Source organism: Corynebacterium matruchotii, assembly GCF_011612265.2.
Lineage (GTDB): Bacteria > Actinomycetota > Actinomycetes > Mycobacteriales > Mycobacteriaceae > Corynebacterium > Corynebacterium matruchotii.
The window spans coordinates 82,883-98,737 of sequence record NZ_CP050134.2; the positions used below are offsets into that span (position 1 = coordinate 82,883).

Genomic DNA, 15,855 nt, shown 5'->3' on the forward strand with positions numbered 1-15,855 from the left:
CCATTTCATCCCCTGCAGGGCGGGTTTCCCAGCTAACGGCCTGGGGTCCAGGGGCCAAACACCGCCAGGGCACAGCACCGCTGGGCACCAGGGTGGGCGGCCGCGTCGGCGAGCGTTAGCTTGGTTTCGCTCCATCGGGCCCTGATTTTGGGCCCATCCTCACCGAAACCCAGCTAACGGAAACCACGGAGATCGTGGAAACCACGGGGATGCCCGCCAAAAAATCGTGACGTCAGTCATGGGTTTTATCCCATTCGCCTTGATAGTGTGAGGCCATGACTGTTGCTGGCCACACGCCGGGCTTCTATCTGGTGGCCTTTTCACTGGTGTCCGTGTTCCTCGTCATTATGGAACGCCTGGTTACCGGCTATCACACATTCCCATATGTTGTTGCCCAAGCCATTGTCGGCTGCATCCTTATCATCATTGCCGCCATCCTCACCCCCCGCTGGGCGAAAAACCCCGACAACACCCCCTTGGCCGTCGCTACCGCCATCGTCAACATTCTGCTCTTCATCATCGGTGACGTCACCATCTCCTCCAGCGTGCTGGCCGTGGCCCTGTGGGTGGTGTACCGCTCATTCAGCATGCGCGCCTGCCTAGGGCTCACTATCGCCTTCATAATCTTTTCGCCCATCCCCTATATATTGAGGCATCTGCCGGCCGAACGGGTCATCCGGGAATTCATTGGCGCCAGCATCCTCTTCATCCTGTACCTGTTCCTCGCCTGGTTTCTGGCATCCCTCGAAGCTGGCGCCGAACGCGAACGTGCCCTAGCAATCGAAGCCGCGGTGAGTAAAGAACAAACCGCCGCCGCCCGCATGCTTCACGACGGCCTAGGCCAGCAATTGGTCGCCATCACCATGTCCTTCAACGTGGCAAAAGCACTCAAACCCACCAACGAGGAAGCGGCCTGGCAAGAACTAGAGCACGCCCGCACTGTGACCAACCAAGCACTCACCGACCTACGACGCTGGGTGAGGGCCCTCGACCCACCAACCACACCCACCCCACACACCACCAACCAACTGGTAGAAATAATGAAATCGCTATCGCAAACCTTTTCGAGCACCGGCCTGGAGTTCCGCATCATCCCGCCATCTGAGGACCAACCCATCCCCACGCCCATAGGGGAAATCCTCCACATCGCCGCCCAGGAAGGCGTCGCCAACGCCCTCCGCCACGGCCACCCCACCGCAATCCACTTTCACCTCAGCACTACCGACGACACCGTCACCCTGATGGTGGAAGACCACGGCGATCCCACGGCCACGGCGTCGACAAGCGAAAAACCGGAAGGGTACGGGCTGCGCTCACTGCGGGAACGCGCGGAACACGCCGGCGGCACCGTGACCGCCACCCCCACACCCACCGGCTTCCAACTCACCACCATCCTGCCACTAAGGGAGGCCTAAACCATGACCGTACTCACTGACTGGGTGGTCGAACACATCCGCGCCGCCCTCCGCACTAGGGCAATGGTGCCCGGCGCCACTTACAGCGGCTACCAGCTCGCCGCCGACCTCGGCATATCCCGCAGCCCCGTCCGCGATGGGCTGCTGCGCCTCGCCGCCACCGGGCTCATCGAATTCACCCCCAACCGGGGCTTTCGCATCATCCAACCCACCGAAACCGACATCGCCGAAATCTACGCTCTTCGCATCGCCATCGAAGTCCCGGCCGCCCGGCGCGCCGCTCGCATACTCGCCAGCCAGCAGGGGCCCACTAGTCCCGTGGGGGACGTGCACGATTTCATCTTCGCCACCATCGGCTCGCGCCAGGGGAGCCGCATTCTCGCCCAACTCCGCGACCAGTTGCTCGCCGCACCCCAAATCCCCGGCCACGGCAGCGCGGACCACCAGGCCATCCGCAGGGCCCTCACCAGCTATAATAGTGAGGCTGCCGGCGAGCTTATGCGTCGCCACCTGGAACACGCCGCCCTGAGCCGGCTCACCATCGTGCTTGACGGCAATCCGGAGGCCGCCGCCAATCTGTGGCAGCGTGTCGAGGCGCCCGAGCCGGCGGGGGATGCCGCTAGGAGGCGGAGTTGTTGAATTCCTGGGCAGCCAACTGCCGCTGCACCTGATCCTTGCACTCTAACAGCACCCGGTGCAGCGCGCCGGGCAGTTCCGTCTCCAGAATTTCTTCGGTTTTGGCCACGGCCGCGGCGGTTTCCGGGTAGAGGCCGCGCACGATCCGGTTGGCGATTTCGATTGGGTATTCGGTCCAGATGTGGTTGAGGTTGGCGAAGAATTCCGCGGCGAAGTCGGGTGTGGCTGGCCGTGGATCGGTGGGGGCCCGGAAGCCGGCGATCAGGGCGTTGACCTCCTCGTTGGAGTAGTCCATGGCATGCAGGAGATCGTCGAAGGCCTGTTGTTTGGCGTGCGGGTAGGAGTACATTGCCTGGAGGTAGGCGGCCTGGCCGTCGAGGGTGTTGTCGGCTTCGCGTTCGGCGAGGAGTTCCTGGGCGGTCACATCGTCGTGGCTGGCCAGGGCCGCGATGATGCGCCACCGAATGTCGGGGGAGAGGACCAGGCCGGCGAGGTGGCCGCCTAAGAGTTCCCGGAGTTTTCGGGCGCTGCCTGGTTTGCGGTCGGCTGCCAGGGCGGTGATGGCGGCCCGGACGAGCACGAGTTGGGTGTCGGATCCGGGTTTTGCCTGGTACATGAGGTCCCAAAGGCTGTACACCAGGTCGGCGATGACGGTGGGGTCGGTGGTGAATTTCGTGGCGGCCACATAAGCATTGGCGAATACTTGTTCGATTATGCTGGGGTTGGGTTCGTTGGCCCCGTGGAGCATCACAATGTCGATGTAGTCTTGGGCGGGAAGTTCGGCGTCGCGGGTGAGATTCCAGAGGGCGGTCCAAATCACGGCGCGGGACACATTGTCGGTAATATTACCGAGCCGGGCTTTGATCGTGTGCAATGAGGTTGGGTCGAAGCCGATTTTTGCATAGGTGTGGTCGTTGTCATTGAGGAGGATGAGGTCGGGGGCGGGGAGGCCGTGGGCTTCGGTGAGTTCGGTGTTTTTGCCAGGGATGCCGGGGAGGCGAACGTCCATGCTGTGGTAGCGTTCGAGCGGGGCGCCGCGGAACAGGGAAACGGTGAGCCGGTGTGGGCGCGTCTGCGGTGAACCATTTTGCACGATGGAAAGCTGTTTGATGGTGTTCCCGGAGGTGGTGACTTCGGGAATGAGCTGGTCGGGCCCGGATGTGCGCAGCCACCGCTTTGGCCAGTCGTGGAGATCCTGGTCGGTGTGGTTGCCCAATGCGGCAATGAGGTCGTCGAAGGTGGCGGTGCCAAATGCGTGCTTGCGGAAGTATTCGCGGGCGGCCGCATAGAAATTATCGCGCCCAACAAAATGCACGAGCTGTTTTAATACGGCGGCGCCTTTGGTGTAGGTGATGCCGTCAAAGTTTTGGCGGGCCGCATCCACGTCGGGAATCTCCGCCTTAATGGGGTGAGTGGTGGGCAATTGATCCTGCACATAGGCCCAGTTCTTGCGGGTGCCGGCGAAGTCCGCCCAGGCATCCGTGAATCGGGTTGCGTGCAATGAGGCGTCGGCGCCCATGAATTCGGCGAAGGACTCCTTGAGCCAGAGGTCATCCCACCATAAGGGGGTAACGAGGTCGCCAAACCACATGTGGCTCATCTCGTGCAAAATGGTGTTGGCGCGGTGTGCGTGCTGCGCATCGGTTGCGGGCGAGCGGAAAATATAGGCCTCGGTGAAGGTGACCAGCCCCGGGTTTTCCATTGCGCCCAGGTTATATTCGGGGACGAAGATGGAATCATACTTGGTCCACGGGTACGGGAAATCGAAATTCTTATCGAAGAAATCCAGCCCCTGCTTGGTGACCTCCAGAATCTCCGAATCCACATGTTCTGCCATGGACGCCCGGGACCATACGCCCAGCTCAATCTCGCGCTTGCCGTCGGGGGAACGCCACGTGTCGCGCTGCGCCACATACGGGCCGGTGGCGAACGCCATGAGATAGGTGGACACCGGCGGCGTGGCCCTAAACGTCACGGTGTCCCCGTGGTCGCCCGCCTCCCGTGTGGTCTCGGGCTGATTGCTGAGCGCCACCCATCCTTGTGGCACCGTCATCCGTACGGTACATTGTGCCTTAAGATCTGGCTGATCAAAGCACGGAAAAATCCTGCGCGCATCGGAGGGCTCGGAATGGGAGTATAGGTAGGTGTTGCCGTCCTGTGGGTCGGTGAACCGGTGCAGCCCCTGCCCACTGCGCGAATACCGACTGTGCGCGCGCACATGGAGTGCGATTGGCCGCCCCACCAGCCCCGCCGGCACGTCAAGAACAATGCGTCCCCCCTTTTGCTCCCAGGGCACCGGGTTCCCATTAATGGTGACGGACTCCACAGACTCCCCCAGGTAGTCGAGGAAAATTTGTTCGCTTTTCGACGTTAATTTCACCCCAACCCCAACCGGGAATGTGGGGCTAGTGGTGGCCTCACCAAGATCAAGCTCAAGCTCGTAGGAATCAATCCGAAGGGAATCGGAACGGAAGGTGGCGTCGTATCGCGTGAGTTTTGCAAAGTCCATAACGTAAGGGTAGAGCAATTTTTTCCAAGCAGGTGACAAATGAAAAACATCTTCACATCAAGCTGGTTCGCGCTCACATTCGCGGCCCGCACCGCACCCCGAACCCTGGGTGCAGTCTTGCTGCTACAGCTGGTGTTGGCGGGTTTCCCGGCGGCCCAGGTGTGGCTGGTGTCGGCCCTGGGTCGGGCCATCGAAACCCGGTCTGCGCACACCTACGTGTTGGCGTTCTGTGTGGCCCTGCTCATTGCCGGATTCCTCTCATTGCAGGACATTTCCTCCCGGCTTGGTGACATTCTTCGGCTGAATATCGCCTGGATGGGGCGCAAAACCGTCGACCACAAGGTGTCCCGCCTACCCCCAGAACGGCTGGCACACACCGAAACCAACAAACAGGTGCGCCAAGCCCTGGAGGTGGTGTCCAACGGGAACCTGTCGGTGCAGGCTACGGCGGTCACATCCGTCATTTTCGCGGTCACGGTTGCGATTTCCTTGTTCGTGTCTATCGTCCAATTCAATGTGTGGACTGCCATGTTTACCATACTGGCGCTTATTCCCTCCCTGGTGGTGAACTTTTATTGCTCCCGCAGGCTGGCCGAACAGTGGGAACAAAACAACGACTACCACCGCCACGCAAACTACCTGTGTGAGCAAATGATCTATAAGGAGCCGGCCACGGAACTCGCCCTCCTCGACGCCCGCGAATGGTTCCGCGCCGAGGCCGAAACCTACCGCGACAAGGTGGCCAGCCTCGACCGCAGCGTGCACACCATGTACATCCGAACGGAGCTCTACAACTCCCTGGCCACAATCGCGTGCTTCGGGTTGGCGCTGCTCGCCTTCGTGCGCACCGACACACTCACCGCGGTGGATGCGACCGCCACCCTGGTGGGCATCTCCAGCGGCCTCTTCGCCATCCATAATGTCGGCTGGTCCGTGGGCATGCTCATGCAAGAAACCACCCCACTGCTCATGCTGCAACGGTTCTTCAACTCGCCCGAGGCGGAGCCGCCCCTTCCCGTAATAGAGACATCCGAACAGTTGCGCGTCGAAAAGCTGTTCGTTACCGATATTCTTTACGACGTCAACCTCACGGCCCGCCAAGGCCAACTCATAGCCATAGTCGGACTCAACGGTGCCGGCAAAACCACCCTCGTATCCGCCCTGGTCGGCACCCGGCCCATAGCCGCCGGCACTGTGACCATCGACGGGCACGACATCACCCACGCATCCTTCGCGGAGAAACACCGCTACTTTGGGATGCTGCCGCAGGACTATTCCCGATTCGGGCTCACCGTCGCCCAAAACCTCCGACTCGGCGGCCCGGGCGACCCCACCGAAGCCCTACGGATCTCCGGGGCGGATGCATTCGTCCACGACCTGGACCAGCAACTGGGCGAACAATGGGGAGGCGTTGGGCTGTCCGGTGGACAATGGCAGCGACTATCGCTGGCCCGACTCCGGCTTCGCAACCCCGGGATTTGGATTCTTGACGAGCCCACCAGCTCTATCGACGCCCACGGTGAGATGGAGATTTTTGCGGAACTGCGGCGCATCAGCGGCAATAAAATCGTGATCGTGGTGTCTCACCGGGCATCCACCCTGCGGATGATGGACAAAATCTATTTCCTGTCGAACGGCCGCATCACCGAATCCGGCACTTTTGACGAACTCTATGCCAAGGGTGGCGAGTTCACGGAATTATTTACCTCCCAAATCGAAGGCGTGGCCGGCGCAGCAGACCCGGCCGGACCGGTGGAAAACGAACAGCCCGCTGACTTGGGGAATCCAAGCGATTCAAGTGATTCGAGCGATTCGGAAGGCTGACCGGCTTCACCCGGTTGACACCGGCTGGTTTTGTGGGGTGAGCTGCGTGTTTGCTTTAGCTGGGGTTCTGGTTTTTGGGAGATTTCTTCCTGGGCGAACCGGGGCGGCTGGTCGGAACCCAAGCTAAAGCAAAACCCCTGCTTGGCAAGCTGCAAGCGTGCTGAGCTTGGGTTCTGATTCCAGTGGGTGGATTCGGGCCGCTGACGGAGGGAATCCCAGCTAAAGCGGGGCTGGTGTCCGGTCGGGGCCTGGTTGGGATCTAGCTGCAGGTGTTCTAAGCTTGGGTTCCGGGTTTTAACGTCCTAAATGCGTGCCCTTTGAAGTGGAATCCAAGCTTAGAGGATATGCGGCAAGGGTCGTGGAGGGTTTGGTCGGTATGGCCGGTTTCCTTGGTTGAGCTGCGTGTTTGCTTTAGCTGGGATTCCGGTTTTGGGGAGATTTCTTCCTGGGTAAACCGGGGCGGCTGGTCGGAATCCCAGCTAAAGCAAAACCCCTGCTTGTTAGGCTGCGTATCTTCTAAGCTTGGGTTCTGTGTGTAGGGAGCCTGAATCCGTCTGTTGGGTGCGGAGCCCAAGCTAAAACAAAGCCGGAGTTAGACCAGGGGTGCGGTCGGACTTTGGCTGCATATCTTCTAAGCTTGGTTTCTGTTTGATGCCGCTTGTTGGTCCAGGGGAATGTTGGTCTGAAATTGAAACCCAAGCTTAGAAGATGTGCGGCAAGGGTCGTGGAGGGTTTGGGCAGTACGGTCGGTTTCCTTGGTTGAGCTGCGTGTTTGCTTTAGCTGGGGTTCCGGTTTTCAGGAGTTTTCTTCCTGGGTAAACCGGAGTTGCCAAACAGAACCCCAGCTAAAGCAAAAGCCCTGCTTGGCGGACTGGGCCAAGCAGGGGTGGGGCAAAACAAATCCCTCCGGGTGGCTGGATCAGAGGCCAGGCCGGCCTTAGCCACCGGGAGGGCGTCGCAAAGCGGGGAGGGGTTAGGGCCGACGGCGAGCAACCAGCCGGCCAGCCGCGCGCCACCCGAGAAGCAGCAGGCCGGACATAGTGGTCGCCACAATAATGAACGAAATGTGGGGAACCGCTGCATGGCGCGCCGCCCAAATCGCCAAGCCGGTGAGCACGGTGACCAGCCACACAATCACACCATAACGGATGGCACCGCCGCCTGCGCCCCGGAGCGCAACCGTGGCAATCCCCGTCCCCACCAGGGAGCCTATGGCAAACGGCCAGAACGTGTCCGCAATCTGGGCGAGCCCCAAACCACCGTGGGCGGCCCGGGCTAGCACCGCAAACACCAGTACCGCAATAATGTCCGTCATCAACGTTTTCATGAACTCATACTTCCTACATGCATGCCACCGCGGGCAACGGAAATAAAATATGTCACCCACCCAATGATCGTAATCAATGCAAAGGAAATAATCCGGTAAACGAACACCACACCAAACGCCGACGAAGCCGTCATGCCCACCGCGACCAGGCTGCCAGTCATGGCCGCCTCCACCGGGCCTAGGCCTGCTGGCGTGATCTGTGCCGTGCCCACGATTTTCGCAGTGACAAACGCCAACACCACACCCAGCACCGTTGTGTTGTTTTCCACCGCCCGAAACCCCGGAAGCACATCCGTTACCGCCCAGACGCAGAGCCAAACCGCCACAATGTCGAACACCCAATTCATGAGCGACAGGAGGGTAACCCAGCTGAATTTGCCGGGAGTGAGCGATACCGCGTCAAGCTGCCCGAAATGCTCGTCAATGCTGTCGAGGATTTTTGTTGGTCGCCGGCGCACAATCCTGCCGGCCCGGATAATGACCGCCACCACAAACCGTTTTGCCGGCTCCGGGTGATTCGTGACCCACCACACCAGCAACGCTAGCCCCAGCATGATTGCCACCGACCCCAACATGGGCCATAGGCTGAAATCCGCTCCGAAGAAAAACACCGAAATCAGCCCCAGCGCAATCAGCCACACCGTGGACAGCGCCGCCGACACCACAATGAACCAGGAGGAAACCAGCACGTTGACCCCCCAATTGCGCATGGTGTGAAATTGGTACACCGCCGACAATGCCGCGCCTCCCGGGAATGTCGCCGACCAGGAGTTCGCAATAAATGTGAGCTGGAGTGTGTCCCGCGAGCGCACGTTGGCGCCGCCGGCATTGAGCAACGTGTGCATCACCTCAGCCATGACCACTATGGAGGCAATCACCGCGAGGAACGCGAGCACCAGACCGGTGGGTTTAGCACTTAAAACTTCCTGGTAGCCGGTGGCGAGGAACGGCATCTTGTCGCGCAGCAGCAGGGCCGCGATCCCCATGATGACCAGTGGTCCGAGGAATCGCACCCAGTTTTTCCAGCTGGCGCCGGTCTTGGGGTTCGCGGGATTTTCGTGGCTGACTGTCAAGAAGATCCTTTCTGTGGTGTTGGCGGTGCTAGTCTTCGGATTCTAAACGCTTGAGCAGTTCCGTGAAGGGCACTTGTTTTGTGTTGCGGCCGGTGGTGGGGGAGAAATGCCGGTGGGTACTGGGGTTGGTTGTGCGAGGCTTATCGAAACGCTGCGGCGGCAAGCTCCCTGTTGCCAACTCTATCGTTTCTTCCCGCCGCGGATGTTGGTTGCTTGGTTGATTGCTTGACGACGCCCGGTCCCGCTCCATTCGAACACTAGCACGGGAGTCTGGTTCGGGAATATTTGTTCGAGGCCGGCGCACTGGCCTGGCCGGCTGTCGTGGCTGGGCCGCCCGCGGCGGTTGAGGTTGGGGTCGGGGCGCCCGTTTTGGCAGTCCTGCCTGCCCCCGACCCCGACCTTGGCCCTGGCCCTGGCCCTGGTTCCGGGAAACTCGGTGCCCCAGCGCCCCGGCCGCGGACTTCACCCATGGGGGCGCCCACCAATTGTCGTCTTGCAGTAGGTGCATGACTGCCGGGACCAGCATCATTCGGATGATGGTGGCGTCGAAAAGCAGGGCGAAGATCATGCCAAAGGCAATGTATTTCATCATGACAATGTCGGAAAACCCGAACGCCCCGCACACCACAATCATGATGATGGCCGCCGCGCTGATAATCCCGCCGGTGTGGGCAGTGCCGAATTTGATGGCAACATCAGTGGCGGCGCGATGCTCGCGTGCCTCCACCATGCGCGACACCAGGAACACCTCATAGTCAGTGGACAGCCCATAAATGATTGCCATAATGAGCACCAGCACCGGACTCATGAGCGGGCCTGGGGTGAAGCCGAACAGGTTTGCGCCCACACCATCGACGAACATCCAGGTGAGTAGCCCAATGGTAGCGCCCATGCCCAACAGCGTCATGATGACTGCCTTTGCCGGCAGCACCAGTGAGCCAAACACCAGGGCCATGAGCACGAAGGTTGCGAGTACAATATAGAAACTCATCAACGGCAGTTTGTCGAACAAAGCCTCGATAGATTCGATTTCCAGGGCCGGGGTGCCGCCAACATATACCTTTACTCCGGGTGGCGGTTCTATCGCCCGGAGCTGGTCGACAACCGACTGGTTATGGGCTCGATCCACGATCCCCGCCGATAGCACCGTGATGCCATCTTTTGTGGCTGAGGTGGGGGTGAATCGTCCGGTTAGGCCCTCTACCTGGGCGGCCTGTTGGTACACCTGTACGAGTTGATCGTTGTCGGCGTTGGTGACCACCAGTTTGATGGGTTCCGTGCGGAATTCGGGAAATTCTCGATCGAATGTGCTTTGCGCCGTGCGCACCTGATTGGTTGGCGGCAAGTAGGTTTCGTTGATGCCACCGAATTCCACGTCGCCGATCGGAAGGGCCAACAACATGAGGCCACCGACAATGGCGCAGGTCACCCATACTGCATGCTGCATCGACCAGTTCGGTAGCCGATACCACCAGGTTTCGCTGAGCTTCTTCGATCCCTTCGACGCTGCGGCTGGCGCGGCTACGGCAGTGCGGGAGTGGGAGTAAGAGCGGGAACGCCCACGCCCCCCAGCGGAACGCTGCCCAGCCTGGCCACTTTGCCTGCCCCGACCCAAGGTGTGCGCAACCATTCCCGTTACCCCCGCCCACCTGGGTCGGCGCACCATGAACTTATCAATATTGTGCCCAAGCAGGCTAAATAATGCCGGTAGCATGGTCACCGACAGGACCGCCGCCAATCCCACGGCGCTGATCGCCCCGTACGCCACCGATTTCAAAAACGCCTGTGGAAACACCAACAACCCGGACAGGGCCACCGCCACCATGGCGGCGGAAAACACCACGGTCTTGCCCGCAGTGCCGGTGGCTCGCCTGACCGCGGTGCGCACATCCTGCCCGCCACCCCGGTTGAGTTCCTCCCGAAACCGGGACACCATAAACAGCCCATAGTCGATGGCTAGCCCCAGCCCCAAGAGGGTCACCACCGAGTGGGCAAACACATTGACCTGCGTGAACCCGGCCAGTATTGATAGCACCCCCAGGGACCCGACGATGGACAGGCCGCCCACAATCAGCGGCATGCAGGCCGCCACCAGGGACCCAAACACAACAAGAAGCAGCAATGCTACGGCTGGTAGCGCGTAGAATTCGGCCCGGCTAATATCCTGGCTCATGCCCTCATCCAGGGCATCCGCCACGGCCGTGGCCCCCGCTATCTGCGTCGATACGCCAGGAAACATCCTGCCGGCCCCCGCGAGTTGGACCTTGATGGCCCGGAAGTCTTTCAGGGTTTGGTCCCCGTCCCCTTTCAACGCGATTGCGGCGAAGGCGGTGCGTTTGTCTTGGCTGATGAGCCGGTCGACCCGCTTGTCGAAATAGCTGGTGATGTGGTCGATCTGGTCGGGGTGGTTGGCCAGAAGGTTGGTCAGGTATTCCTGGATGTGCCCAAACTCTGGTGACTCGTCAATGGTGCCGGTTTCGGCAGTAAACAGCAGGATGACGTCACCATTATTGTCACGGCCGAATGTTCGCGCTTCGATGGCGGCGGCGGTCGTGGAGTCGGAGTTGGGATCATCCCACCCCTCTTGGCTCATGCGGTCCGAAAGCCGCATCCCAAAGGTGAGGTAGAGCAAGATGATGACGGCAACAACTACGAGCGGAATAACACGTCGGTGCTGGTAGGCGAATTCACCCCAGCGAGAAAACATGGTGACAACATCCCTTCTACCGATCGTGCCTGGCTACTTGTCGGACAGCAGCATGGACAGCGGTCGGAATGGCTGCAGCCAGGCCCCGGTCGCTGGCAGATTATCCAGGCTGATGCGCGGCAGCGGCTCCCGGAACACGCCGGGGATTTCCTCCAGGTCCACGAATGTGAAGATTTCGGAGTTCACCGCCCAACTGGTGTGTTCGTGGAATCCCAAGATGGTGACCGGGATGCCTTCGTCGGCAAGCTCGGTGAGGAGTTCCCGGAAGTTTTGCCCATCCGCGCTGGCCACGATGACGCCGCGCAGTACACCTTCGGCGTGACGGTGACGAATGTGCGCCACCATGTCCGGGTCGACGTCGGTGTCCTCGGTGAGCTTGGGCTTGGCGAACACCGCGAACCCGACATTGCGCAGCGCCTCCACCCACGGCCGGATGGCGTCGGTGCCGTTTGGGGCCACATTGGTGAACACGGTGGCTTCGGCGGCGATCCGAACCCCGGTGTGGTGGGCTAATTCGCCCGCGCGGCCCAGCACCCACCTGCCGATGGCGTCAAACCGGGGCCGGTGGGCTGCGGTGGGCCGGGCACCCAAAATGGCGCCCAACCCCATGTCGATATTGGGGGCGTCCCACACCAATAGGAGCGTGTCGTCGCCCATTGGCTCGGGGGTTTCAGCTGTGGATCGTGCCGCGTGGGCGGGGTTCCCGGGATAAAATTCATTCGAACTCATGTACGCCTCCATAGGAATTCGGTGATGGTGTGGTCTTGGTCTAAACCTTTGCCCTCAAACTTAGTGATGACCTGCCGGTCGGTTAATTGTGGGCAGTCCGGCCAGGGCCACCCCATGTATTCCAGCTGTGGTTCCACCTCGGCGAGTTCGGCAATCCATGCAGCATAATCGGCATGATCGGTGGCAACGTGCAATACCCCACCGGGTTTGAGCCTGTTAGCAATGAGGTTTAATACGCCGGATTGAATGATGCGACGTTTGTGGTGTCGAGCCTTGGGCCACGGGTCTGGGAAGAAAATACGGACACCATCCACGGTACCGGGTTCGAACATGCGAGTGAGTACTTCTACGCCGTCGCCGCTAATCATGCGAATGTTGGTGATGTTCTCCCGCACGATGGCGCCGAGGAGTTTCGCCAGCCCAGACTTATATAGCTCTACGGCAATGATATTGGTGTCGGCCTCGTGCGGCGCCATGGCCGCGGTCGAGGTTCCGGTGCCGGAGCCGATTTCCACAATGGTTTTCGCCCCACTACGCCCAAACCAGTCGTCGATGTCGATAATCCGATCGGCGAGCGTGGTGCCGAGCGTGGGCCAATACTCGTCCCAGCGGGCGGCCTGATTATCAGTAAGCGACCCGCGTCGAAAGCTGACGCCGCCGAGTCGGGGGTAGTCCAGGTCGTTATGAAAAAGCTCATTGAAGTCGGTTTGTTGCGGTCTATTCATGCTGGTTTCCTGTCGGTAATCGGTAGGATTCTTAAGAGTAGTGGGGGTGAAGAAATGGCGCTAACTGGCACGCCGGATCGTCACTAAGCTTGTCGACGCCGGACCCTCGCGGTGGGGAAAATGACCGAAAATCACGCCAATTCCCCCCTGTTTAGGGGAATGAAAATGTGCTGTTTCGTGGTTATTGGGCCCCCGAAAGGGGCGAACGTCGATAAGTGAAAAAAGTTATTTCCGCTGGATAGGGCCCATTATGGTATAAATGGTTGTGATAAACCCACGGAATTATGACATTGGTCTCACCAGACCCGCCTACCTGGGGGTGATTTGGTCGCTACTGTTGAAAACGGAACCAAATATGACAGGAGGATTTAATGTCCAAAGTGGAAATCCCGGGACTTGTAGGCGAGGCTCCCACTAAGAATGAAGCATTGTTGCATTGGATTGCTGATGCTGCGAAATTACTCACGCCTGACGAGGTGGTCTTTGCCGACGGCTCACGAGAAGAATGGGACCGTGTTTCCCAAAAGTTAGTGGATTCCGGAACCCTCATTCGTCTGAACGACGAAAAGCGCCCCAATTCGTTCCTGGCCCGCTCCAACCCCTCTGACGTGGCTCGGGTTGAATCACGGACATTCATTTGCTCAGCCACCGAAGAAGGCGCCGGACCCACCAACCACTGGGTCGACCCGGATAAAATGAAAGCGGAAATGACCGAACATTTCCGGGGCAGCATGCGGGGCCGCACCATGTATGTGGTGCCGTTTGGCATGGGGCCGCTTGATAGCGACGACCCCAAGATCGGTGTGCAGCTGACGGACTCCGAATATGTGGTCATGTCCATGCGCATCATGACCCGCATGGGGCAGGCCGCGCTTGACCGTCTGGGCGACGGCGAATTCGTGCGATGCCTCCACTCCGTGGGTCATCCCCTAGAGCCGGGCCAAAAGGATGTGACGTGGCCCTGCAATGACACCAAGTACATCACCCACTTCCCAGAAACCAAAGAGATTTGGTCCTATGGTTCCGGCTATGGCGGCAATGCCATCCTGGCTAAGAAGTGCTTTGCCCTGCGTATCGCCTCCATTATGGCTAAGGAAGAAGGCTGGATGGCGGAGCACATGCTCATCCTGAAGCTCACCTCTCCTGAGGGCAAGAGCTATGGTGTGGCCGCAGCCTTCCCGTCGGCATGCGGCAAGACAAACCTTGCCATGATTACCCCCACTATTCCCGGCTGGAAGGCCGAAGTGGTGGGCGACGATATCGCTTGGATGCACCTGCGGGCGGATGGTTTGTACGCCATTAACCCCGAAAACGGGTTCTTCGGTGTGGCCCCTGGTACGAACTACGATTCGAACCCCATTGCCATGCGCACCATGGAACCGGGCAACACCATGTTCACCAACGTTGCCATGACCGACGATGGCGACATTTGGTGGGAAGGCATGACCAAGGAAAAGCCAGCTCACCTCATCGACTGGCATGGTAATGACTGGACCCCTGAATCCGATACTGATGCCGCTCACCCGAACTCCCGTTATGCGGTTCCGATTGAACAATGCCCGATCGTCGCACCCGAGTTCGAAGACGCTCATGGCATTAAGATCGACGCCATTCTGTTCGGTGGCCGCCGCCCCGACACCGTGCCGCTGGTGACGGAATCCTTCAGCTGGAACCATGGCACCATGATCGGCTCCCTGCTGTCCTCCGGCCAGACGGCTGCCGCCGAAGGCAAGGTTGGTGCCCTGCGCCACGACCCCATGGCCATGCTGCCGTTCATTGGCTACAACGCTGGCGACTACCTTCAGCACTGGGTGGACATGGGCAAGAAGGGCGGCGACAAGATGCCCAAGGTCTTCCTGGTTAACTGGTTCCGTCGCGGTGACGACGGTCGGTTCCTGTGGCCCGGCTTCGGCGACAACAGCCGCGTGCTGAAGTGGATCGTGGACCGCATCGAGGGCAAGGTTGAGGCCAATAAGACCGTGGTCGGCAACACCGCTCGTGCCGAGGACCTGGATTTGAACGGCATTGATTCCCCGCTGGCCGACGTGGAAGAGGCCTTGAGTGCCCCCGCGAAGGATTGGGCGAAAGACCTTGACGACAACGAGGCCTACCTGAAGTTCCTTGGCGACAAGGTGCCGTCCGAGGTTCACGAGGAATTTGCTGCTCTGCGCAAGCGCATTGAGGACGCCCTTTAACCCCTAATCAATCCACCAACCCGGCCCCGTCTGCTTCCCGCGGCGGGGCCGGGTTTTTGGTCTGACAGTTCGGTGGGCTGTTAAGCCGAGTGGTGGTGCCGGTTTTCTGTCGTTGAGCTGCGTGTTTGCTTTAGCTTGGTTTCCGGTTTTCGGGAGTTTTCTTTCTGGGTAAACCGGCGTGGCTGGTTGGAATCCCAGCTAAAGCAAAAGTCCTGCCTGTTCTGGCTGCATGTGTGCTGAGCTTGGGTTCTGGTTTGTGGTGGGGTATTTCCTGGGCTTATGGTCTGGTTAGATGTGGAAGTCAAGTTTAGGGGATGTGTGGCAATAGGTGGGTAGGTTTTCCTGGGTTAGGCTGTCCATTCGCTTAGCTTGGATTCGTCACCCAACAGGTAGAGTCAGGCCGTCAATAGACGGAACCCAAGCTAACGCGAAACTGATGTTAGGCCGGGAGATTGGCCGGGTTCTCTAGCTGCATATCTTCTAAGCTCGGTTTCTATTTGGTGTCGCTTGTTGGCCTAGGGAGAATATTGGCCTGAAATTGAAACCCAAGCTTAGAACAAATGCTGCTGCGGGCAATGGGGGTATCGGTTGTGCTGGAATTGGGCCCTGGTTTGAGGTGAGATATTCCTGGGTAATCTGGTATGGCTGGTTTTCTGGGGTTGAGCTGCGTGTTTGCTTTAGCTTGGGTTCCGGTCGATACCACCCTAAATCTGTG

10 protein-coding genes are annotated in these 15,855 nt (G+C 59.6%); 4 read left to right on the plus strand and 6 right to left on the minus strand.

Translation table 11 applies throughout. The features are described from left to right. Nucleotides 1-275: 275 nt before the first annotated feature. Nucleotides 276-1,415: a sensor histidine kinase gene (locus HBA49_RS00330; protein WP_005522540.1), complete on the plus strand. Its 1,140-nt coding sequence runs from the start codon at nt 276-278 to the stop codon at nt 1,413-1,415. 3 nt (nt 1,416-1,418) lie between these two features. Next, nucleotides 1,419-2,054, plus strand: a complete 636-nt coding sequence (locus HBA49_RS00335; protein ID WP_005522542.1) for a GntR family transcriptional regulator — start codon at nt 1,419-1,421, stop codon at nt 2,052-2,054. Here HBA49_RS00335 and pepN read toward each other — a convergent pair. Further along, nucleotides 2,035-4,560, minus strand: a complete 2,526-nt coding sequence (gene pepN / locus HBA49_RS00340) for an aminopeptidase N (RefSeq protein ID WP_005524840.1) — start codon at nt 4,558-4,560, stop codon at nt 2,035-2,037. The genes HBA49_RS00335 and pepN overlap by 20 nt on opposite strands. Before the next feature lie 39 nt (nt 4,561-4,599). Here pepN and HBA49_RS00345 point away from each other — a divergent pair, with 39 nt between their 5' ends. After that, on the plus strand, nt 4,600-6,384 hold the full coding sequence (locus HBA49_RS00345) for an ATP-binding cassette domain-containing protein (RefSeq protein ID WP_005522545.1): 1,785 nt from the start codon (nt 4,600-4,602) through the stop codon (nt 6,382-6,384). A 973-nt stretch (nt 6,385-7,357) separates the two neighbouring features. On the opposite strand, the gene HBA49_RS00350 is transcribed toward HBA49_RS00345, so the two are convergent. The 5 genes from HBA49_RS00350 to trmB all read right to left on the minus strand — a co-directional run bounded on the left by HBA49_RS00350 (nt 7,358) and on the right by trmB (nt 12,945). Next, a complete protein-coding gene (locus tag HBA49_RS00350; protein ID WP_005522550.1) occupies nt 7,358-7,711 on the minus strand; it encodes a DUF3054 domain-containing protein in 354 nt (117 codons plus the stop codon). Beyond that, on the minus strand, nt 7,708-8,697 hold the full coding sequence (locus HBA49_RS00355) for a lysylphosphatidylglycerol synthase transmembrane domain-containing protein (RefSeq protein ID WP_050773689.1): 990 nt from the start codon (nt 8,695-8,697) through the stop codon (nt 7,708-7,710). The genes HBA49_RS00350 and HBA49_RS00355 overlap by 4 nt, the downstream gene beginning before the upstream one ends. A 115-nt stretch (nt 8,698-8,812) precedes the next feature. After that, nucleotides 8,813-11,491, minus strand: coding sequence for an MMPL family transporter (locus tag HBA49_RS00360; RefSeq protein ID WP_005524968.1), 2,679 nt, complete (start codon nt 11,489-11,491; stop codon nt 8,813-8,815). 33 nt (nt 11,492-11,524) lie between these two features. Continuing rightward, nucleotides 11,525-12,148: an NYN domain-containing protein gene (locus tag HBA49_RS00365; RefSeq protein WP_034995988.1), complete on the minus strand. Its 624-nt coding sequence runs from the start codon at nt 12,146-12,148 to the stop codon at nt 11,525-11,527. A 68-nt stretch (nt 12,149-12,216) separates the two neighbouring features. Further along, nucleotides 12,217-12,945 carry a tRNA (guanosine(46)-N7)-methyltransferase TrmB gene (gene trmB / locus HBA49_RS00370; RefSeq protein ID WP_005524959.1) on the minus strand — a complete coding sequence of 243 codons (729 nt, stop codon included), beginning with the start codon at nt 12,943-12,945 and terminating at the stop codon, nt 12,217-12,219. A gap of 371 nt (nt 12,946-13,316) precedes the next feature. Between trmB and HBA49_RS00375 the strand changes: the two genes are divergently transcribed. Further along, on the plus strand, nt 13,317-15,140 hold the full coding sequence (locus HBA49_RS00375; protein WP_005525258.1) for a phosphoenolpyruvate carboxykinase (GTP): 1,824 nt from the start codon (nt 13,317-13,319) through the stop codon (nt 15,138-15,140). Nucleotides 15,141-15,855 lie beyond the last annotated feature (715 nt).

Bases quoted from the DNA above. Each gene is read 5' to 3' on its own strand.
- HBA49_RS00360 (WP_005524968.1), bottom strand. From the start codon at position 11,491: ATGTTTTCTCGCTGGGGTGAATTCGCCTACCAGCACCGACGTGTTATT.
- trmB (WP_005524959.1), bottom strand. From the start codon at position 12,945: ATGAATAGACCGCAACAAACCGACTTCAATGAGCTTTTTCATAACGAC.
- HBA49_RS00375 (WP_005525258.1), top strand. From the start codon at position 13,317: ATGTCCAAAGTGGAAATCCCGGGACTTGTAGGCGAGGCTCCCACTAAG.
- HBA49_RS00365 (WP_034995988.1), bottom strand. From the start codon at position 12,148: ATGGGCGACGACACGCTCCTATTGGTGTGGGACGCCCCCAATATCGAC.
- HBA49_RS00335 (WP_005522542.1), top strand. From the start codon at position 1,419: ATGACCGTACTCACTGACTGGGTGGTCGAACACATCCGCGCCGCCCTC.
- HBA49_RS00355 (WP_050773689.1), bottom strand. From the start codon at position 8,697: ATGGGGATCGCGGCCCTGCTGCTGCGCGACAAGATGCCGTTCCTCGCC.
- HBA49_RS00330 (WP_005522540.1), top strand. From the start codon at position 276: ATGACTGTTGCTGGCCACACGCCGGGCTTCTATCTGGTGGCCTTTTCA.
- pepN (WP_005524840.1), bottom strand. From the start codon at position 4,560: ATGGACTTTGCAAAACTCACGCGATACGACGCCACCTTCCGTTCCGAT.
- HBA49_RS00345 (WP_005522545.1), top strand. From the start codon at position 4,600: ATGAAAAACATCTTCACATCAAGCTGGTTCGCGCTCACATTCGCGGCC.
- HBA49_RS00350 (WP_005522550.1), bottom strand. From the start codon at position 7,711: ATGAAAACGTTGATGACGGACATTATTGCGGTACTGGTGTTTGCGGTG.